This is a genomic window from Frateuria hangzhouensis, from assembly GCF_026410505.1.
In the GTDB taxonomy this organism is placed as follows: Bacteria; Pseudomonadota; Gammaproteobacteria; order Xanthomonadales; family Rhodanobacteraceae; genus Frateuria_A; species Frateuria_A hangzhouensis.
In genome coordinates, this window is record NZ_JAPMIU010000008.1 from 128,850 (window position 1) to 148,671 (window position 19,822).

Consider the following 19,822-nt stretch of genomic DNA (forward strand, 5'->3'; position numbering starts at 1 on the left):
CCGCGCCATAATGCGGCTTCCCCCAAGATTTGGACGCGAGCCGTGGGCAGGGTCTGGAACTTCAGTGCAGGGCCGGCCGCATTGCCGCAGGCGGTGCTCGAGCAGGCGCAGCGCGAGCTGCTGGATTGGAACGGCAGCGGCGCCTCGGTGATGGAGCAGTCGCACCGCGGCAAGCGCTTCATCGCCATGGCCGAACAGGCCGAGGCGGACCTGCGCGACCTGCTCGGCGTGCCGGACGACTACGCGGTGCTGTTCCTGCAGGGCGGCGCCACCCAGCATTTCGCGCAGATCCCGATGAACCTGGCCGGGCCGGACGAGCGCGCCGACTACATCGTCAGCGGACACTGGAGCGAAAAGGCCGCCAGCGAGGCCGCGCCCTACCTGCACGTGAACCTGGCCGCCAGCAGCAAGGCCGAAGGCCACCTGCGACTGCCTCCGCGGGGACAGTGGCGGCTGGATCCCGGCGCGGCCTACGTGCACTACACGCCCAACGAGACCATCCATGGCGTCGAATTCCACGACGTGCCCGAGGTGGGCGAGGTGCCGCTGGTCGCCGACCTGTCTTCCAACATCCTGTCCGGGCCGCTCGACGTGCGGCGCTTCGGCCTGGTCTACGCCGGCGCGCAGAAGAACATCGGTCCGTCCGGGCTGGTGCTGATGATCGTGCGCCGCGACCTGCTCGACCGGCCGGGCCGGCCGATGGCGCGGATCTTCCGCTATGCCGAACACGCCGCCGCCGGCTCCATGCTCAACACGCCCAACACCTGGGGCTGGTACCTGGCGGGGCTGACGTTCCAGTGGCTCAAGCGGCAGGGCGGCCTGGCCGCCGTCGGCGAGCGCAACCGCACCAAGGCCGCGCGGCTTTACGGGGTGATCGACGACTCGGATGGCTTCTATCGCAACCCGGTCGATCCGCCCTCGCGCTCGCGCATGAACGTGCCATTCACCCTGCACGACGGCGCACTCGAGGCGGCGTTCCTGGCCGAGTCGGAGGCGGCCGGCCTGCTCGCGCTGAAGGGTCACAAGGCACTCGGCGGCATGCGTGCCTCGCTCTACAACGCCGTGCCGCTGGAGGCGGTCGAGGCGCTGGTGGATTTCATGGGCGATTTCAAGCGCCGCCATGGCTGAGCATCGCGCCGGACTTTCCTGTACGTTTGGCCTTCTAGACTTCCGGACATCCGAATGAACGACCCGAAGGAATCGCTGGGCAAGGTGCGTGACCGCATCGACAGCATCGACCGACAGATCCAGGAGCTGATTTCCGAACGCGCGAACCGCGCGCAGGAGGTGGCACGGGTCAAGGGCGAGGGGCTTTCGGCGATCGACTATTACCGGCCCGAGCGCGAGGCGCACGTGCTGCGCATGGTAGTGGACCGCAACGCCGGTCCGCTGTCGGACGCCGAGATGGTGCGGTTGTTCCGCGAGATCATGTCCTCCTGCCTGGCGCAGGAAGATCCGCTCAAGATCGGTTTCCTCGGGCCGGAAGGCACCTTCAGCGAGCAGGCGGTACGCAAGCATTTCGGCCACGCCGCCTATGGGTTGCCGCTGGGCAGCATCGAGGAGGTGTTCCAGGAGGTCGCCGCCGGGCATGCGGACTTCGGCGTGGTGCCGGTGGAAAACTCGGGGCAAGGCATGATCCAGGTCACGCTGGACCTGTTCCTCACTTCGGAGGCGCGCATCTGCGGCGAAATCGAACTGCGCGTGCACCAGTGCCTGTTGTCGAAGGCTGCCGCGCTCGGCGACGTGCGGCGCGTGTTCGCGCACGCGCAGTCGCTGCAGCAGTGCAAGACCTGGCTGCGCATCAACCTGCCGGAGGTCGAATGCGTGGCAGTGGGCAGCAATGCGGAGGCGGCGCGGCTGGCGCGGCATGCGGACGACGCAGCGGCCATCGCCGGCAGGACCGCAGGCAAGGTGTATGGCCTGGCCGCGCTCGCCGAAGGCATCGAGGATCGCGCCGACAACACCACCCGCTTCCTGGTGATCGGCCGCTCGCTGTTTCCGCCTTCGGGCAACGACCGCACGTCGCTTCTGGTCACCGTCAACGACAAGCCCGGCGCGCTGTACGACGTGCTCAGCCCGTTCGCCAGACATCATGTGAGCATGAACCGCATCGAGTCGCGCCCGGCGCACACGGGCAAGTGGCAGTACGCGTTCTTCATCGACGTCTCCGGCCACATCAACGATGCGCCGCTGCAGGCCGCGCTCGACGACATGGGACCGGTCGCCACGCAGGTGCGCGTGCTGGGCTCCTATCCGGTGGCCTTGCCGTGAGCGGCGCGCTCGACGCCGCCGCGCGGCTGGACTGGGTCAGCCGGCCTGCCGGTCCGCTGCGCGGCACTCTCGCGATGCCGGGCGACAAGTCGGTGTCGCACCGGGCGCTGATGCTGGCGGCGCTGGCCGAAGGGAACTCGCACATCAGCGGCTTCCTGGAGGGCGAGGACACCCGCGCGACCGCGGCGGTGCTGGCGCAACTGGGTGTGTCGATCGAAACGCCCGCGGCGGGCGAGCGGATCGTGCACGGCGTCGGCCTGCATGGCCTGCGCGGTGCCGATCGCGCGCTGGACTGCGGCAACGCCGGTACCGGCATGCGCCTGCTCGCCGGCCTGCTTGCGGGCCAGGCGTTCGATGCGACGCTGGTGGGCGATGCCTCGCTGTCGCGCCGGCCGATGCGCCGCGTCACCGAGCCGCTGGTGCGGATGGGGGCGCGCATCGACACGCGCGACGGCCTGCCGCCGCTGCAGGTCCATGGGGGGCAACGGTTGCGCGGCATCCGCTACGAGTCGCCGGTGGCCAGCGCACAGGTCAAGTCCGCGCTGCTGCTCGCCGGTCTCTACGCCGAGGGCGAAACCGACATCCTCGAGCCGCATCCGACCCGCGACTACACCGAGCGCATGCTTGCCGCGTTCGGCTGGCCGATCCGGTTCGAGCCCGGACGCGTGCGGCTCGCCGGCGGCCACGCGCTGCGCGCGACCGACGTGCACGTGCCAGCCGATTTTTCCTCGGCGGCGTTCTTCCTGGTCGCCGGAAGCCTGGTGCCGGGGTCGGACCTGCTGCTGCGCGCGGTCGGCCTCAACCCGCGCCGCACAGGCCTGTTGCTGGCCCTGCGGTTGATGGGCGCCGACATCGAGGTCATCGGCGAGCGCCACAGTGGCGGCGAACCGGTGGCGGACCTGCGCGTGCGCCATGCACCGCTGCACGGCATCGAACTGCCCACGGCGCTGGTGCCGGACATGATCGACGAGTTGCCGGCGCTGTTCATCGCCGCCGCGGGCGCGAAAGGGACCACCGTGATCCGTGGCGCGGCGGAGCTGCGCGTGAAGGAATCGGACCGCATCGCCACCATGGCCGCCGGCCTGCGCACGCTCGGCGTGGCGGTGGAGGAAGCGCCCGACGGCGCCGCCATCACCGGCGGCACGCTGGCGTCCGGCACCGTCCACGGCCACGGCGATCACCGCGTGGCGATGAGTTTCGCTGTCGCGGGCCTGGTCGCCCGTGACGGCGTGCGCATCGAGGACTGCCATAACGTGGCGACCTCGTTCCCCGGCTTCATGGAATTGGCCAACGGCTGCGGGTTCGCGCTGAGACTGGCCTGACCCATCGCTCCGGCGATTTTCCCGGCGTGTACCCGGGAAGGGCTCCTGGCTTCCGACGGATCTTGCAGGAGCGCCCTTGGGCGCGACCGTCATCGACCATTACGGTCGCGCCCAAGGGCGTTCCTATCGAGAACGGAGCGGCGACGAGGCCGGGAAGGGCGCCGGGCCTGCCGTCCCGGTTCGGCCGATGCTAGGCTCGCCGCTTTCCCGTGTCTTCCACACCATGCCCGCCGTCCCGCCCTTCATCGTTGCCATTCCCGCCCGCTACGGCTCCACCCGCCTGCCGGCCAAGCCGCTGCGCGCCATCGATGGCGTACCGATGGTCGTCCGCGTGGCGCAGCGCGCCTTGCGCGCTGGCGCGGGACAGGTGGTGGTGGCGGTGGACGATCCGCGCGTGGCCGAGGCGCTGGCCGGGCAGGGCGTGGACATCTGCATGACCCGCGCCGACCATGCCTCCGGCAGCGATCGGCTGGCCGAGGTCGCCGCCCGCTACGGCTGGCCGGACGACGCCATCGTGGTGAACCTGCAGGGCGACGAGCCGTTCGCCCCGGCCGCCGGCATCCGCGAGGTGGCCCGCGCACTGGCCGAGGACGATGCGCCGATGGCCACGCTGGCCACGCCGGTCAGCGAGGCGCATGAGCTGTTCGACCCCAACGTGGTCAAGTTGGTGCGCGGAACGGACGGGCGTGCGCTGTATTTCAGCCGGGCACCGTTGCCGTGGGCGCGCGACGCCTTCGCCGCCGACCGCGACAGCTTGCCCGAAGACATGCCGTTCCTTCGCCACATCGGCATCTACGCCTACCGCGCCGGTTTCCTGTGCCGCTACACCGGCCTGCCGCGCACGCCGCTGGAACAGGTCGAATCGCTGGAGCAACTGCGCGTGCTCGAACACGGCTTCCCGATCGCCGTGCGGCTGACGCCCGAGCCGTTCCCGCCCGGCATCGACACCGAAGCGGACCTGGAGCGCGCGGAGCGCTGGCTCGCCACCCAGCCATGAGCCGTAGAGTGGGCTTCAGCCCACCGGCTCCTGCCGCGACCGGGACGGTGGGCTGAAGCCCACCCTACGGCACCCGTTCGGCAACTGCTCACGGCGACCCTTGACGGAGCGGCTAGAATCGTCGCATGCAGCCGTCCCAGTCGCCGCCGTTCGACGGCAAGGCCTTCGTCCATACACTGACCACCTCGCCCGGCGTCTACCGTTACTTCGACGCCGACGGCGAGCTGCTGTACGTGGGCAAGGCCGGCAACCTCAAGAAACGCGTCGGCAGCTATTTCCTCAAGCCCCGGATGGAGCCGCGCATCGGCGCGATGGTGTCGCAGATCGCGCGCTGCGAGATCACCGTCACGCGCACCGAGGGCGAGGCGCTGCTGCTCGAATCGCAGCTGATCAAGTCGCTCAAGCCGCGCTACAACATCCTGCTGCGCGACGACAAAAGCTACCCGTACATCTATCTGTCCGGCGGGGAGGATTACCCGCGACTGGCCTTCCATCGTGGCGCCAAGAACCTGCCGGGGCGTTATTTCGGACCGTTCCCAAGTGCCTACGCGGTGCGCGAAAGCCTCAACCTGATGCAGAAGCTGTTCAAGGTGCGCCAGTGCGAGGACAGCTATTTCCGCAACCGCTCGCGGCCGTGCCTGCAGTATCAGATCGGCCGTTGCAGCGCTCCCTGCGTGGGGCTGATCTCGGTGGAGGACTACCGTAACGACGTGCGCCACGCCGAGATGTTTCTCGAAGGGCGCAGCAGCGCGGTGATCGACGAACTTGCCGTCGCCATGGAAAAGGCCGCCGCCGCGCTGAACTTCGAACGTGCCGCCGCGCTGCGCGACCAGGTCGCCGCACTGCGCAAGTTGCAGGCGCAGCACCACGTGCAGGGCGCCAGCGCGGACATGGACGTGATCGCCTGCCGCATCGAGGGCGGCATCGCCTGCGTCAGCGTGCTGTTCTTCCGCAACGGCATCAGCCTGGGCACGCGCGACTTCTTCCCGCGCCTGCCGCTGGATGCCGAACCGGCCGACGTGCTCGGCCAGTTCATCGCGCAGTACTACCTGGAGCGGCCGGTGCCGCGCGAACTGATCCTGGGCGAGGCCATTCCCGATCAGGCGCTGCTGGCGCAGGTGTTGTGCGAGCAGGCCGGCCATGCGGTAGAGCTCAAGTCCAGCGTTCGCGGCGAACGCGCGCGGTTCCTGCAGATGGCCGAGCGCAACGCGCAGGCCTCGCTTACCTCGCGCCTGGCCAGCCGGCAGACGTTGACGGCACGCTTCGAGGATCTGCAGAAGCTGCTGGAGTTGTCCGGGCCGCCGCGCCGGATCGAATGCTTCGACATCAGCCACACGCGCGGCGAGGCGACGGTGGCCTCCTGCGTGGTGTTCGGCCCCGAAGGTCCGGAGAAGTCGCACTACCGGCGCTTCAACATCGCCGGCATCACGCCGGGCGACGACTATGCGGCCATGCACCAGGCACTCACCCGGCGCTTCCGCAAAGTGGCGGCGGGCGAGGGCGCCAAACCCGACGTGCTGCTGATCGACGGCGGTGGCGGACAGGTCGCGCAGGCGCTCGACGTGCTCGCCGAGCTCGGCGTCTCCGGTATCGACGTGGTCGGCGTGGCGAAAGGCCCGGGACGCCGCGCGGGCGAGGAAACCCTGGTGCTCGCCAATTCCGGCCGCGAGATCCATCCGGGCGCGGCCTCGCCGGCCTTGCACCTGGTGGCGGCCGTGCGCGACGAGGCCCACCGCTTCGCCATCAGCGGCCATCGCAAACGTCGCGAGAAGGCGCGCGAGCGCAGCGTGCTGGAGGACGTGCCGGGCATCGGCGCACGGCGCCGCGCAGCCTTGCTCAAGGCCTTCGGCGGCCTGGCCGGCGTCGAATCCGCGGGCGTGGAGGAGCTTGCCTCGATCAAGGGCATCGATCGCGGCCTGGCCGAGCGCATCTATGCCGCCCTGCACGGATAACTCGCATTTCCCCGTGCGACACTGAGCAAATCCAACCGACGGAAAGGACGATGCGCATCAACCTCCCCACCTGGCTGACCCTGTTCCGCGTGGCATTGCTGCCGGTGATGGTGGTGGTGTTCTACCTGCCGTTCCGCGGCCACAACATCACCGCCGCGGTGGTGTTCCTGCTGGCCGCGATCACCGACTGGCTGGACGGTTACCTGGCGCGGCGGATGAACCTCACGTCGGCCTTTGGCGCGTTCCTCGACCCGGTGGCCGACAAGCTGATGGTCGCGGTCACCTTGTTCCTGCTGGTCGAATCCCACCGCGGCGGTTGGCCGGGCATCCTGATGGCGATCACCGCGGCGGTCATCGTCGGCCGCGAGATCAGCATCTCGGCGCTGCGCGAATGGATGGCCGGGATCGGCATGCGCGCCACGGTCAAGGTGGCCTTCGTCGGCAAGCTCAAGACGGTGATGCAGATGATCGCGCTGGTGGTGCTGATCGTGCAGCACGAAAAGGAAGCCGAGGCGCTGCGGCTGTACCACATCGGCGAAGGGTTGCTGGTGATCGCCGGTGCGTTGACCATCTGGTCGGGCATGCACTACCTGCTGGCGGCCTGGCCGATGCTGCGCGGCGACGCGCCGAAGCAGCCTGGTGCGCGCAAGGGTTGACGATCCCGTTTTCGCCGCTAAAATGCGCGGCTCCGATGCGGGAATAGCTCAGTTGGTAGAGCACGACCTTGCCAAGGTCGGGGTCGCGAGTTCGAGTCTCGTTTCCCGCTCCAGTTTCTTTCGAAGCCCCGGCCTGCCGGGGCTTCGTCGTTTACGGCGGACACAGCGGAAAGCGGGCGAAAACGGCCATCGGCCTCTTCACATCCGGCCAACTTCTGCTATCCTTTCCGACTCTGACGCGGGAATAGCTCAGTTGGTAGAGCACGACCTTGCCAAGGTCGGGGTCGCGAGTTCGAGTCTCGTTTCCCGCTCCAGTTTTCGCAAAACCTCGGACCACCGGGGTTTTGTTTTTTTGGCGGACCGCGGCGACGCGTTCCGCGCGCGATGGCCAGGTGGCAGAGTGGTCATGCAGCGGCCTGCAAAGCCGCGTACGCCGGTTCGATTCCGACCCTGGCCTCCATTGCGCAGTTATCGAAGGCCCGCCACCGGCGGGCCTTTTCGTTGCCGGTGCCCGCGCGGCTCCCCAAGGATCGCAATCGGGCTCCCGCAGCGCCATCGGATGCTACGATCCGACCCCACGCCCGGATGGCGAAACTGGTAGACGCAAGGGACTTAAAATCCCTCAGCCGCGAGGCTATGCGGGTTCGACCCCCGCTCCGGGCACCAATGAAAACAAAAGCTTGCGTAGCATCTTAGCTTTTGCACGTACAACAAAAATCAGTGCGCGTCCCTACGTAGTCCCTGTGCGAGCGCATGTCGCGTTGAACCAGGCCTACGTGCATTCGCCGGCGGGCAGATAGCGTCGCCCGGGCACGCGATTCATCGCTTGCTGCCATAAGCCGTCACTGACGCCGTTGACAGCCGTTCTCAACCAGCTTGCCGCGGATTGGTATCCATTCGCGGCCTGCCTGTGCGCTTTGCCTGGTCGCCACCTGACGAAGCGCCGGGCGTCCGCGGGTACAGGGAGTTGCAAGGATTGAGGCCGTATGCAAGGATTGGCCTAAATTAGGCCACCTAAGTCATGATAAAAAAAGAACAACAACAATTAGATAAGAAAGATTCGGCCCAAATTGATAGATTAAGGTCAGAATTGGTCCAGATCGCGCGACTTGGCGCCAAGGGTGACGGTGAGCGGCTACGGATCCAGGTGCTCCGGCTGATCCGCGCCTTGCGCGCTGAAGGCGACGACTTGGCCGATGTTCTACAGGCAGCGGTTTTCGGTCGGGATGAGGCGACCACGGCCAGCGCCATTCGGTCGGTCCGCGGTCAGGGCGGGACCAGTCTGTCGGTGCCGGTACCAACTGACGGCGATAGCCGTCTTGATCTGCTAAGGGTCGAAGACCCGCCAGTAATGCCGCACCCGTTGGTGCAATCCCCCAACGTCATCCGGCGCCTCGACACGCTAGTTGCCGAACGTCGCTCTGCTTCCAAGCTCGCCCGTGCCAACTTGCAGCCATCGCGCGCGGTGCTGTTCACCGGTCCACCCGGCGTTGGCAAAACGCTAGCCGCGCGTCACCTGGCGCTGCAGCTACAACTGCCGCTGCTCGTCCTTGATCTGGCGAGTGTGATCAGCAGCTTCCTCGGCCGCACCGGGAACAACATTAAGCAGGCCTTTGATTTTGCCAAGCGCCGGGACTGTGTCTTCTTCCTCGACGAGCTGGATGCGATTGCCAAGCGTCGCGACGACGACAGTGATATAGGCGAGCTAAAGCGCCTGGTGACGGTGCTGCTGCAGGAGATTGATCTTTGGGGCCCGAACAATCTACTTGTTGCCGCGACCAACCACGCCAACCTTCTTGACCCTGCAGTCTGGCGGCGCTTTGACAGTACGGTCGAGTTCCCCTCGCCCACCGCAGATCAACTACGAGAGCTCGGTGAACTGGTTTCGGACAAGTCCGACCTAGTGCCACGAGAGTGGCGCGATGCGCTGGCGATGGTCGGGGCCAACAGTTCTCAAAGCGACTACATCCGTGATCTCAACAGCCTACGCAGGGCCACGCTACTAGGCGGCAAGACTAACGGTCGGCAGGTACTCACCGAGCTCTTGGCTGCCCGCGCTCCCGATCTCAAACTCGGCGACCGCAAGCGGCTCGCAGTATCGCTGGTGAAGGCTGGCATCTCGCAACGGGAAGCCAGCAAGCTGGCCAAAGTTGCCCGCGAAACATTACGTTCGACGCTCTAGGGAAATAAATCATGGCAAGCGAACCGAAGTTTCTGTTGGGTCGAGGCGAGACGCTTAACCGGGAAAGCCGCTACCGCAGCGGTCCAAATGATGCGAAGCCGCCGTACACCTGGGACGTTCAGCGCGCACACCTCCTACCTCAGATGGCGGCACAACAGGAGGTGTTTCGCCAGCTGCCGCTGGAGGCATGCCCGGGAGACCGCGTAGTTTCGGCCGTCACCCTGCACCCACAGTACTACTCCCGTTCCGCCTTTCCCTCGGAGCTCGCGGGCAGCATAGGCCTGCGGTTGGTAGGGAGTAGACCCATCATGGTGAAGCCGCGCGACGGGCGTGGCAGCAATAAAGAGGGTGGCATCCCTTCGACAGTCCTGTTTCTAGCCGGTCGCCGGGTCCAGTTCCAGCGCCTCCTCGAAATCAGTACTGGAGACATCGAGGACTCGCTGATCCAAGACCTGATAAAGATCGAGTCGATGGCGGCCATGCAAGCGGAAGACCGGCTAATGGGCTCGCTCGGCAGCTCGCCCGAACTCGTCGAAATCGTGCTGCACCACGACGCCGAAGTCGATATGAACTGGGAAGACGCTTTCCTTGAGTTCGCGTCGGCGAGCGGCGTAGAACTGGATCAGGCGCGGGAGTACCAGTCACGTGGTCTTTGGTTCATGCCTGCGTTGGCGAGCGCGGCCGCCGCTACGCGGCTTGCGAATTTTGCCTTTGTCCGCGCCATCCGGCCAATGCCGAAATTGCGCCCACTCAAGCGCCCGCAGATGTTGCGCGCGATGCAGAACGTGCCGCATATCGCCTTGCCTAGCGAAGAGGCGCTGGATTCGTCCTTTCGCGTCGCCATTTTCGATGGAGGCCTGCCGATGGACCACCCTTTCGGTTTATGGGCGAACCGGATTGAACCGGCGGCAAAGGATGGCATCGGCAGCTCGATTGATGAATACGTTGAGCACGGGCTCGCCGTAACTTCTGCGCTCCTGTTCGGCAGCGTGCAAAGCGGCCTGCAGCCGCGCCCGTATTCTGGTGTAGACCATTTCCGGGTTCTCGGCGACCAGACTGTCGATGCCAAGTTGTATCCCGTCATGCTCTACATCGATCAGATTCTTAGCCAGTCCAACTACGAGTTCGCGACGCTGAGTATTGGTCCTGTCGAGATCGTCGGCGACGACAAGGTCACGGCGTGGACCACCATGCTCGACGATCACTTTCAACAGGGTCAAATGCTCGGGACCATCGCGGTCGGTAACGCCGGGGAAGCACCGGTACCTATGAACCGTGTGCAGGTACCGAGCGACTGCGTCAATGCCTTGGCGATCGGTGCGTCCAGTTCCGGGGCGCCAGGCTGGGCGCGAGCGCCTTATAGCTGCGTCGGCCCGGGGCGTGCCCCAGGGCTGGTGAAGCCCGACCTGTTGCAGTTCGGTGGTATCGCGGCCAGCCAGTTCAAGTTTGTCTTCCCTGGGCCGAGCATCGCCGAGGCGATCGGCACGAGTTTCGCGACACCGGCAGTTATGCGAATTGCCAGCGGCGTGCGCGCCCATTTCGGAGCGGGCATCTCAACGGTCGGCATTCGCGCCTTGCTCATCCACAGCGCCGTAAACCCGGACGAACATCCGCGCGAAGAGGTGGGCTGGGGCCTGGTGCCTAGCGACCTTTCAGCGATTACGGTCTGTCCGGACGGGAGCGTGCGCGTGCTATACCAAGGCCACCTCGACCCGTCGAAGGTGATCCGGACCGAGGTCCCGCTGCCCCCAGGAGAGCTGGAAGGCATGGTCGAGATCGCGGCGACCTTCTGCTACCTCTGCCAGACCGACCCGCACACGCCCGGCGACTACACCCGCGCAGGGTTGGGAATTACGTTCCGCCCGCATCAGGGCCGGTTCCCGAAACCTTCGCCGCCGAATTTCAGGACCGACCCTGACTTTCCGGAGTCCAAATCGTTCTTCGAGGGAGTGGGTCGGAACACCGAGCAGGCTCTGCGTCATGACTCCTTCAAGTGGGACACTACCCGGCATGCGCGGCACCGCTTCCGTGCCAGCTCGCTGGACCGGCCAGTGTTCGATATCCATTACCAGGCACGCGAACCGGGGTCGAAGCTGAGCCCTTCCAGCGCTATCAAGCTACCTTACGCGCTGGTGGTGACAGTCACCGCAAGCAAGCATCCGGACTTATACGACCAAGTCGTCGCCCACTACCCGACGCTGGCCGCGATCCGTCCGCGGACGCATTTGCCACTCCCGATCCGGGTTTGAGTGGCGGGAATTTCCCCGGGCTTCCGTGCATCTGACCGATTGGTCGCTTGCTGAATTTCGCCATTCCAATAACGTCATGTGAAGGGCTTTGTGGCGAGAGCAGCCAGTCCAGCCCGCGGTAGTTTGAACCTAAGTGGCCGGTCGGTAAGCTTTCCCGCAAGCGCCTCTTGCCGAAGGAAGGGCGGTGGCTCAGTGATCGCAGAATCGTGCACTGTGCACGCGAGCCTTGGCCGCAAGCCCCGATCATGGCTTGCAGCTCGCTCGCGAGTGAAGCGAGTTCACGCTGCTTATCCTTCACTTGGGCCAAGTGTTCGCGGGCCATGGCATCAACCTCAGCGCACGAAAGCGCCGATTCGGAGGCCAGCCGCAGCAGACTTCGGACTTCGTCCAGATGGAAGCCGAGGGCGCGGCTGCCCACGATGAAATTCAGACGCTCCACATCGGTGACGGTGTACTGCCGGTAGCCGGACAAGGAGCGCGGTGGGGATGGCATCAGTCCAATCCGCTCGTAGTAGCGGATGGTTTCCAGATGGCAACCCGATTTCTTCGCCAACTCACCGATGCGCATGGCTTGACCCTGTATCTGCTACGGACATTAGCCTAGTGACCTATCTCGATTAGGGGCCAGCGATGCCTTGCTGTGAGTGCGAGTCGACCGGCCAAGCCCTGGTCCAGTCCAAGGTACAGCGTCGTGTGCTGTGGGCCGTGCTGGCCATCAACATCTTCATCTTCCTGGCTGAGTTTGGCGCGGGTGTTTGGGCCGACTCAACGGCCCTGCAAGGCGATTCGCTGGACAGCTTGGGGGATGCCCTGGTGTACGGGCTGAGCCTGATGGTGCTGGGACGATCGCTGCGCGCTCGTGCCGGAGCAGCCCTAGCCAAGGGCGGCACCCAGCTCGTCTTCGCCGGCGCCGTGCTGGCTGAGGTCGCACGCAAGTTGATCGTTGGTGCTGCACCGCTCCCATCGGTGATGGCGGTTGCCGCCAGCGTGGCTTTGATCGCCAACGTCACCTGCCTGGCACTGTTGACCCGCTTCCGCCGCGACGACATCAACATGCGTTCGGTATGGCTGTGCTCGCGCAATGACGTGATCGGCAATGCCGGCGTGCTGCTCACAACGGCACTCATCGCATGGACAGGCTGGCGGTGGCTGGATCTGATCTTCGGTGCGGGGCTGGCTTTGCTGTTCCTCCGAACTGGGATCGAGGTGCTGAGCACGGCGTGGCCACAATTCTCTTCCCAGCACCTTAACCCTAACGTGGGTGACTGACCTAAAGGGGATGCTTGCTTCAGCTACGTTCAAAACTGCAACTGGCTGAACCCGCTTGAGAGTGCCCGTGATCGGTCTGCAGCGTCGTGTGCAGGATATTGAAGCGATCATGCAGCATGGCTTCCACCCGGCCGCGCACTTCGTGGCAATCGATATCTTCGTGGACGACGAGATGCCCCGATAGCGCGGGCATGCCAGAGGTGACCTCCCACACGTGCAGGTCGTCGAGCCGCACCACGTCCGGTACCCCGCAGATGGCGGCGGCGATGGCTTCCGGGTCGAGCCCGCGTGGCGCCGCTTCCAGGAAGATACGGCCGGAATCGCGCACCAGGCCGACGCCAGCCTTGAGCATCAGTCCGGCGACGACCAGCGCCGCCAGCGCATCGACGCGGTTCCAGCCGCTCCACCAGATGATGGCGCCGGCAATAGCGGTAGCGATGAAGGCGTAGAGATCGGTGAGGATGTGCTGGAAGCTGCCTTCCACGTTGAGGCTCTGCCGATTGGCTTTGCTCATCGCCCACACGGCGAGCAGGTTCACGCCGATACCTACTACGGCGATCACGGTGACCAGGACGCCTTCCACCTGAGGCGGATGGATCAGCCGACGCACGGCCTCGACGACGAACCACACCGAGAGCAGGAGCAGCGTCAGGCCATTGGCCTGGGCGCTCAAAATTTCCACCCGCTTGAGCCCGTAGGTATAGCTGCCGCTGGCTGGACGCGCGGCCAGACGCATGGCGACCAGCGCCAGGCCGATGGAGCCGACGTCGGTGAGCATGTGGCCGGCATCGGAGATCAGCGCCAGCGACTTGGCGAGGATGCCCACGACCACCTCGATGGCCATGAAGCCCAGCAACAGCAACAGCGCAATGACCAGGTAGCGCTTGTCCGCATCCTTGGCAACGCCATGGCTGTGGTCGTGATGATGGCCGTGGTCGTGACTATGCGGGGACGTATCGCTCATGGGATTCTCCGGAGGCGGCGGCCACCTTACGCGGCCGCCACGGTGTTATGTCATCACGCACGACGAGGCGGCGCGGCGCGCCGCCTTTCCATCAGTCCGTGCGCCCGTCGATCGGCCAGGCGTGATCGACGGTGCTCTGGTACACCCAGCCGGCGACGGTCTGGCTCGTGCGTCCGTGCAGCCGGATGAGCCCGACCGCACGTTCGGCCTGCTCGTCCTCGCAGAACACTTCGAGCTTGACCTCGTCGGTGACGCGGTCGCCGATCTCGATCGAGTAGTTCTGCTCTCGATCGCTCAGTGCTCGCAGCAGCCCCTTGACGTCGATGATGGACAGGTGGCGAAAGCCCGCCTGTTCCAACGCATGGACGATGTCGGCGATGCGCCCGCGATGAATGAACGCTTTGACTTCTTTCACGGTTGGGTCTCCTGTTGGGCCAGGCGTCGCGCGGCGCGCTCTTCGATCCAGTCGTAGAGCACTGGCAGCAGCACGAGGGTGAGCAAAGTGGAGGTGATCAGGCCGCCGACCACCACGGTGGCGAGCGGGCGCTGGGTCTCGGCGCCGACGCCGCTGGAGAGCAGCATCGGTACCAGGCCGAGGATCGCCACACTGGCGGTCATCATCACCGGGCGCATGCGCAAGGCGGTGCCGCGGATCACCGCCTCGCGTACGGGCAAGCCCTTTTCACGCTGTTCGTTCAAGAAGCTCACCAGCACGATGCCGTTCAACATCGCCACACCGAACACCGCGATGAAGCCGATCGCCGAGGGCACCGACAGGTATTGCCCGGTGATCGCCAGGCCGACGATGCCGCCGATGGTCGCGAACGGCACGTTGGCAAGGATCAGTCCCGCGTACTTGACCGAATTGAAGGCGGTGTAGAGCAGCACGAAGATGAAGAAGATCGTCGCCGGCACGATCAGCGACAGCCGCTTCAGTGCGCGTTGCTGGTTCTCGAACGCGCCGCCCCATTCGACGTAGTAGCCGGTCGGCAGCTTCACCTGCTGGGCGATCTTCGCGTTGGCGTCCTTGACGAAGCCGTCGATGTCGCGGCCGCGCACGTCCATCTGGATCACCGCGTAGCGCTGCAACTGCTCGCGGCGGATGAACGAGTAGCCTTCCGCATCGCTGACCTTGGCGACCTGCGCCAGGCGCACGATGGCGCCGTTGGACGTGCGCAGCGGAATGCGCTCGATCGCCTGCAGCGAGGCCTTGTCGTCCTTGTCCAGCCGCACGGTGATGTCGAAGCGCCGGACGCCGTCGAGCAGGGTGGAGACCGGTTCGCCGCCGATGCCGTTCTTGACCACGGTGAGCACGTCGTCGGCGTTGAGCCCGTATCGCGCCAGCGCATCGCGGTCGACCTGGATACGGATCTGCGGCTTGCCGATGTTCGCTTCCAGTGCGAGGTCCGCCACGCCGGGAACACCGGCCAGCACGTCCTTGATCCGGCCGCTTAGCCGGTCGAGCTCACCCAGATCGTCGCCGTAGAGCTTCAACGCCAGGGTGGCGCGCACGCCGGAGATCAGCTCCTCGATGCGCATCTGGATCGGCTGCGTGTAGCTCACCACCGCGGTGGGCAGCGCGGCGGTCAACTCCTTCTGCATGTCCTCCTCGATGCTTTCCAGCGTCTGCCCATCGCGCCACTGGTCCTTGGGCTTGAGCGGCGTGTACACCTCCATGTAGTTGACGTCCGCCGTCTCACCCTTCTCGGCGCGGCCGATCATCGCCAGCGTGGTTTCCACTTCGGGAAACTTCTGCTTGATCAGCGTGGCGACCTGCTTGGAGATGTCGATCGATTCGTCCAGCGAGGCCGAGGGAATGGAGGTGATGCGCCACATGATCGCGCCCTCCTTGAGGTTGGGCATGAACTCCTTGCCCAGGAAGGGGAACAGCGCCAGGCTGCCAACCAGCGCCGCACCGGCGATGGCGAGCACGATCTTGCGGCGGGCCAGTGACCAGGCCAGCACCGTGGCGTAGTGGCGCTTGAGGAAGGCCACCAGGCGTGTGTCCTTCTCCTCCTTGGGCTTGAGCACCAGCGCGGCGAGCACCGGGATCAGCGTCAGCGCGAGCAGCAGGGAGCCGCCCATGGCGAAGCTGATGTTGAAGGCCATCGGCTTGAACATCTTGCCTTCGAGCCCCTGCAGGCTGAACAGCGGCAGGAACACCACGATGATGATGAGGATGGCGAACGCCACCGGGTTGGCGACCTCACGGGCGGCCGCCAGCACGGCAGCCGTGCGGTCCACCGGCAATCCGTGCGCCTTGCGCTCGGCCATGATGCGGAAGGCGTTCTCCACCATGACCACCGCGCCGTCCACCATCATGCCGATGCCGATCGCCAGGCCAGCCAGCGACATCAGGTTGGCCGAAAGGCCGACTTGGTTCATGCAGATGAAGGCGATCAGCATGGCGAGCGGCAAGGCCACCACCACGACCAGTGCGCTGCGGAACTCGCCCAGGAACAGGAAGAGGATGATCGCGACCAGGATCGAGCCTTCGATCAGCGCCCGCACCGCGGTTTCCACCGCCGCGTTGACCAGCTCGGTGCGTTCGTACACCGGCTTGACCACCACGCCCGGCGGCAACGCCTGCTTGACCGTGTCGAGCTTGGCCTTGACCGCATCGACCACGCTCTTGGCGTTCTCGCCGATGCGTGCCAGCGCCTGGCCCATCACCACTTCCTTGCCGTCGCGGGTGACCGCCCCGGTGCGCGGTGCGCCGGCTTCGACGATGTCGGCGACGTCGCGCACGTAGACAGGTGTGCCGTCCTCGCTCTTGAGCACGATGCTGCCGATGTCCTTGGCGTCCTGCACTAGACCCAGACCACGCACGAGGTACTGCTCGCGGCCGACGTCGATGAAGTTGCCGCCCACTTGCGCGTTGTTCGCCTGCAAGGCCTCGATCACGTCCTTGAAGCCCAGCCCGTGGGCGATCAGCTTCATCGGATCGATGCGCACCTGGTACTGCTTCTCTTGACCGCCCCAGGAGGTGACATCGTCCACGCCCGGCGCGGTGCGCAGGATCAGGCGGATGGTCCAGTCCTGCAGCGTGCGCAGGTCCATGTCGTTGGGTGCCTTGGCGGCATCCTTGAGCTTGGCGTCGGCGCGTTCGACGGTGTACCAGAACACCTGGCCCAGGCCCGATGTGTTCGGACCCATCTCCGGCTTGCCGTAGCCGGCCGGCAGGCGGTCGCCCACCTGTTGCAGCCGTTCGTTGACGAGCTGGCGGGCGAAGTAGATGTCCATGTCGTCATCGAAGTAGACCGACACATAGGACAGGCCGAACAGGCTGACCGAGCGGATCTGCTGCACCTTCGGCAGGCCGGCGAGGGCCGACTCGACCGGCGTCGTGAGCAGCTGCTCCACATCCTCGGCCGCCAGGCCAGAGGCTTCGGTGTAGACGTTGACCTGCACCGGCGTGACGTCCGGGAAGGCATCGATGGGAAGCTGGCGCACGGCCTGGAAGCCGAGGAAGCCGATCACTGCGAAGGCGATCAGCACGAGCACCTTGTAGCGCAGGGAGAGTTCGACGAGGCGTTCGAGCATCATTCCTCTCCCAGTTGCGAGCGCAACAACCGCGCCTTCAGGGCGAAGGCGCCCTTGCGCACGTAGGTGTCGCCGGGCTTGAGGCCCTGGGTGATGACGGTCCAGCCGTCACGGGTATCGCCGGTGACCACCGGTGCCGGCTCGAACTGACCTTTCCCCTTGGCCAGGAACACGGTGGGCTGGTTCTGCAGCAGGACGATCGCTTCGGCGGGTACCGCCAGCGCGTGGGAACTGCCGCCGACGGCCAGGCGCGCCTCGACCAGCTCGCCCGGGTGCAGCAGGTCCTTGCGGTTGTCGACCTCGATACGCACGGGCACCGTGCGGGTGCGTTCGTTGGTCTGGTGCGAGCGCTGCACCACGGTGCCGGAAAGGGAGGTGTCGTGTGCGATCACGCGGGCCTGGCCGCCGGCCTCGACCCGCTCGGCGTCGGCGGGCGCAAGCTGCGCCTCGACCCACACCGAATCTTCCTTGACCAGGGTGAACAGCGTGCGGCCGGGTTCGACGCGTTCGCCGACCAGAAAGTCATCGGTGGTGACACGGCCAGCAGCCGGCGCCAGCAGCTCGAAGCTGCCGTCGGCGGCCGCCGAGCCTTTGCGCAGCAGCGCGGTGATCTGTCCTTCCGACAGGCCGTAGGCGCGCAGCTTGCCGCGGGCCTGGTCACGCGCAACCTTGGCTTCGTTGTAGCGGCGGGCCGAGACGGCCTGCGGACCCAGCGCGGCGATGCGCTGCCAATCCTGCGCGGCCACGATCAGCGCGCCTTGGGTTTCCGCCACTTCGACGCTGGAGAGCACGACCAGCGGATCGCCGGCCTTCACCACGTCGCCGAGCTTGGCCTTGCGGGCCAGTACCTGCGATTCCACCCGCGGCGAGACCAGCACCGTGGAATAGGCGTCCGCCTTCACCTCGCCGGGCGCCTTCAGCTCGTCGGTCAACGTGCGCGGCGCGGCTTTGGCGAGCACGATGCCCGCCTCCTGTAGGGCTTTGGCATCCAGCGCCAGCGGATCGGCGGGCGCCGGCTCCTGGGCCAGGGCCGGCGCGGCCAGCGCGGCCAACAAGGCCCAGCCAAGAAGGTGTCGTTGCATGTTCGTCTTTTTCATCGGGAAGCATCCTGTGGGCGGCCATCGATCCAGTCGGCGAGGCGGCCGGCAGCGGTGAGGTAATCGAACCAGGCCTGCCAGGCCTGGCTTTCCAGCTCCTGGCCGGACAGTGCGGTGTCCAGGCTCTGCTTGAGCTGCACGAGGTAGTCGGAGGTGCTGATCTCGCCGGCGCGCCAGAGCTTTTCCAGCAGCGTGGTGCGGTCCTCGAAGGCGGCTGCGCGACCGTGGCGGAACGCCCCGGCAGCAGAGCGCAAGGCGCTGTAGCGTGCCTGCGCCTCCTGCAGCGCAGCACGCGCCGTCTGCTCCTGTGCCCGCACGTTGGCGCTCGCGGCATCGGCTTCGGCGTTGGCTGCCAGCACCTCGGCCCGGCCCGTATTGAGCACGGGCAAGGGGATGGACACGGCCAGGCCAATCACTTGATCGGTACGCGGGCCGCTGCGGACCTGGCCACCGGTGAGGCTCAGTGTGGGATCGGGAATGCGGGCGCGCCGCGCGACCTTGACACCGGCCTCGGCGCTTGCGAGTTCGGCCCGTGCCTGGGTGAGTTGCGGCAACTCGTCGAGCGGACGTGGCGCGATGCTCGCGGCGTCCGGCGGGAGGGCCTTGGGCAGCGGCGGCAAGTCCGCGCTACCGCTGGCTTGGCCGCTGATCGCCAGCAGCGCCGCACGCGCGGCGGCCTCGTTGCCCTCCAGCGTCGCCTGCTGGACCTGGGCCTCGCCGAGGGCGAGGCCGGCCAGGTCCCGCTCCGGGCTGCTGATGTCACCGACCTTGAGCCGCTGGGCGGCCAGCGTGTCGAAGCGCTGCATCAGCGCGAGCCGTTGGCGTCCGAGTTCCGCTTGGCGCTCCGCCAGCGAAGCGGTCGACCAGGCGGTCAGCCAGCGTGTCGCGATGTCGCGCCGCAGGAGCGCATAGCCCGCCTCGCTGGCGTGCAGCTCCGCCGCGCCCTGGCTCGCACGGGCCCGGCGCTTGCCGGAAAGATCCAACGCCAGGCTGACGCCGGCGGTACGCCGATCCACGTCGGCGTTCTCGGCGGCCAGATCGAGCGAGGGGTTGTACAGCGGCTGCGCGGCCGCCTGCGCTCGCGCCCGGGCGGCATCGAGCTCGGCACGCGCGGCTTGCACTTGGGGACTGGCGTCCCAGACGCGGCGTATCGCCACCTGTAACGCGCCGGGCGCGGTTATCGCTACCGCGGTAGTGGACGAAGGGGAAAGGGATTGATCGGGTCGCGGCGCGGCGTGCAACGCCAGCGCGGACAACAAACACGCGGCACCCACGGGCACCAGACGCAAAACAGCCATACAGCCATCTCCTGAAAAAACG

Annotated in this window: 15 protein-coding genes and 4 tRNA genes; 13 read left to right on the plus strand and 6 right to left on the minus strand. The window is 66.3% G+C overall.

The window, feature by feature from the left end; translation table 11 throughout:
• The first annotated feature begins 42 nt into the window (after positions 1-42).
• The 12 genes from serC to OSC30_RS10630 all read left to right on the plus strand — a co-directional run bounded on the left by serC (position 43) and on the right by OSC30_RS10630 (position 11,629).
• Positions 43-1,128, plus strand: a complete 1,086-nt coding sequence (serC, locus tag OSC30_RS10575; RefSeq protein WP_267171812.1) for a 3-phosphoserine/phosphohydroxythreonine transaminase — start codon at positions 43-45, stop codon at positions 1,126-1,128.
• Positions 1,129-1,182: 54 nt separating this feature from the next.
• Positions 1,183-2,271 carry a prephenate dehydratase gene (pheA, locus tag OSC30_RS10580; RefSeq protein WP_267171813.1) on the plus strand — a complete coding sequence of 363 codons (1,089 nt, stop codon included), beginning with the start codon at positions 1,183-1,185 and terminating at the stop codon, positions 2,269-2,271.
• Positions 2,268-3,593 (plus strand): 3-phosphoshikimate 1-carboxyvinyltransferase, encoded by a 1,326-nt coding sequence (aroA, locus tag OSC30_RS10585; RefSeq protein ID WP_267171814.1) that lies wholly within the window; start codon positions 2,268-2,270, stop codon positions 3,591-3,593. The genes pheA and aroA overlap by 4 nt, the downstream gene beginning before the upstream one ends.
• A 223-nt stretch (positions 3,594-3,816) precedes the next feature.
• Positions 3,817-4,590, plus strand: a complete 774-nt coding sequence (kdsB, locus tag OSC30_RS10590; RefSeq protein WP_267171815.1) for a 3-deoxy-manno-octulosonate cytidylyltransferase — start codon at positions 3,817-3,819, stop codon at positions 4,588-4,590.
• Positions 4,591-4,715: 125 nt separating this feature from the next.
• Positions 4,716-6,542 carry an excinuclease ABC subunit UvrC gene (gene uvrC, locus OSC30_RS10595; RefSeq protein ID WP_267171816.1) on the plus strand — a complete coding sequence of 609 codons (1,827 nt, stop codon included), beginning with the start codon at positions 4,716-4,718 and terminating at the stop codon, positions 6,540-6,542.
• Between the two features lie 50 nt (positions 6,543-6,592).
• Positions 6,593-7,198, plus strand: coding sequence for a CDP-diacylglycerol--glycerol-3-phosphate 3-phosphatidyltransferase (gene pgsA, locus OSC30_RS10600; protein WP_267171817.1), 606 nt, complete (start codon positions 6,593-6,595; stop codon positions 7,196-7,198).
• Between the two features lie 37 nt (positions 7,199-7,235).
• Positions 7,236-7,311: transfer RNA gene (locus tag OSC30_RS10605), tRNA-Gly, on the plus strand.
• Positions 7,312-7,436: 125 nt separating this feature from the next.
• Positions 7,437-7,512: transfer RNA gene (locus OSC30_RS10610), tRNA-Gly, on the plus strand.
• Positions 7,513-7,584: 72 nt separating this feature from the next.
• Positions 7,585-7,658 (plus strand) — tRNA-Cys (locus tag OSC30_RS10615).
• Positions 7,659-7,777: 119 nt separating this feature from the next.
• A tRNA-Leu gene (locus OSC30_RS10620) sits at positions 7,778-7,864 on the plus strand.
• Between the two features lie 355 nt (positions 7,865-8,219).
• On the plus strand, positions 8,220-9,380 hold the full coding sequence (locus tag OSC30_RS10625; protein ID WP_267171818.1) for an AAA family ATPase: 1,161 nt from the start codon (positions 8,220-8,222) through the stop codon (positions 9,378-9,380).
• An 11-nt stretch (positions 9,381-9,391) separates the two neighbouring features.
• A complete protein-coding gene (locus tag OSC30_RS10630) occupies positions 9,392-11,629 on the plus strand; it encodes a S8 family peptidase (RefSeq protein ID WP_267171819.1) in 2,238 nt (745 codons plus the stop codon).
• Here OSC30_RS10630 and OSC30_RS10635 read toward each other — a convergent pair.
• Positions 11,523-12,197 (minus strand): MerR family transcriptional regulator, encoded by a 675-nt coding sequence (locus OSC30_RS10635; RefSeq protein WP_267171820.1) that lies wholly within the window; start codon positions 12,195-12,197, stop codon positions 11,523-11,525. The genes OSC30_RS10630 and OSC30_RS10635 overlap by 107 nt on opposite strands.
• Positions 12,198-12,322: 125 nt before the next feature.
• Between OSC30_RS10635 and OSC30_RS10640 the strand changes: the two genes are divergently transcribed.
• Entirely contained in the window at positions 12,323-12,898 is a 576-nt protein-coding gene (locus tag OSC30_RS10640) for a cation efflux transmembrane domain-containing protein (protein WP_267171821.1), read from the plus strand.
• 19 nt (positions 12,899-12,917) lie between these two features.
• Here the strand turns inward: OSC30_RS10640 and OSC30_RS10645 are convergent, their stop codons facing one another.
• From OSC30_RS10645 to OSC30_RS10665, 5 genes are all read right to left on the minus strand, one after another.
• Positions 12,918-13,862, minus strand: a complete 945-nt coding sequence (locus tag OSC30_RS10645) for a cation diffusion facilitator family transporter (RefSeq protein WP_267171822.1) — start codon at positions 13,860-13,862, stop codon at positions 12,918-12,920.
• Between the two features lie 91 nt (positions 13,863-13,953).
• A complete protein-coding gene (locus OSC30_RS10650) occupies positions 13,954-14,277 on the minus strand; it encodes a P-II family nitrogen regulator (RefSeq protein ID WP_267171823.1) in 324 nt (107 codons plus the stop codon).
• The gene (locus tag OSC30_RS10655) at positions 14,274-17,405 is read right to left on the minus strand and encodes an efflux RND transporter permease subunit (protein WP_267171824.1); all 3,132 of its coding nucleotides are present in this window, start codon (positions 17,403-17,405) and stop codon (positions 14,274-14,276) included. Before OSC30_RS10655 ends, OSC30_RS10650 begins: the two co-directional genes overlap by 4 nt.
• Complete coding sequence (locus OSC30_RS10660; RefSeq protein ID WP_267171825.1) at positions 17,405-18,487, minus strand: efflux RND transporter periplasmic adaptor subunit; 1,083 nt, start codon at positions 18,485-18,487, stop codon at positions 17,405-17,407. Before OSC30_RS10660 ends, OSC30_RS10655 begins: the two co-directional genes overlap by 1 nt.
• Before the next feature lie 11 nt (positions 18,488-18,498).
• Positions 18,499-19,800 (minus strand): TolC family protein, encoded by a 1,302-nt coding sequence (locus OSC30_RS10665; RefSeq protein WP_267171826.1) that lies wholly within the window; start codon positions 19,798-19,800, stop codon positions 18,499-18,501.
• Between the last annotated feature and the right edge of the window lie 22 nt (positions 19,801-19,822).

What these genes read in the sequence shown, in the direction of transcription:
- OSC30_RS10665 (WP_267171826.1), bottom strand. Translation starts at nt 19,800, where the DNA reads ATGGCTGTTTTGCGTCTGGTGCCCGTGGGTGCCGCGTGTTTGTTGTCC.
- pgsA (WP_267171817.1), top strand. Translation starts at nt 6,593, where the DNA reads ATGCGCATCAACCTCCCCACCTGGCTGACCCTGTTCCGCGTGGCATTG.
- OSC30_RS10655 (WP_267171824.1), bottom strand. Translation starts at nt 17,405, where the DNA reads ATGCTCGAACGCCTCGTCGAACTCTCCCTGCGCTACAAGGTGCTCGTG.
- OSC30_RS10635 (WP_267171820.1), bottom strand. Translation starts at nt 12,197, where the DNA reads ATGCGCATCGGTGAGTTGGCGAAGAAATCGGGTTGCCATCTGGAAACC.
- uvrC (WP_267171816.1), top strand. Translation starts at nt 4,716, where the DNA reads ATGCAGCCGTCCCAGTCGCCGCCGTTCGACGGCAAGGCCTTCGTCCAT.
- pheA (WP_267171813.1), top strand. Translation starts at nt 1,183, where the DNA reads ATGAACGACCCGAAGGAATCGCTGGGCAAGGTGCGTGACCGCATCGAC.
- OSC30_RS10625 (WP_267171818.1), top strand. Translation starts at nt 8,220, where the DNA reads ATGATAAAAAAAGAACAACAACAATTAGATAAGAAAGATTCGGCCCAA.
- kdsB (WP_267171815.1), top strand. Translation starts at nt 3,817, where the DNA reads ATGCCCGCCGTCCCGCCCTTCATCGTTGCCATTCCCGCCCGCTACGGC.
- OSC30_RS10645 (WP_267171822.1), bottom strand. Translation starts at nt 13,862, where the DNA reads ATGAGCGATACGTCCCCGCATAGTCACGACCACGGCCATCATCACGAC.
- OSC30_RS10630 (WP_267171819.1), top strand. Translation starts at nt 9,392, where the DNA reads ATGGCAAGCGAACCGAAGTTTCTGTTGGGTCGAGGCGAGACGCTTAAC.
- OSC30_RS10660 (WP_267171825.1), bottom strand. Translation starts at nt 18,487, where the DNA reads ATGCAACGACACCTTCTTGGCTGGGCCTTGTTGGCCGCGCTGGCCGCG.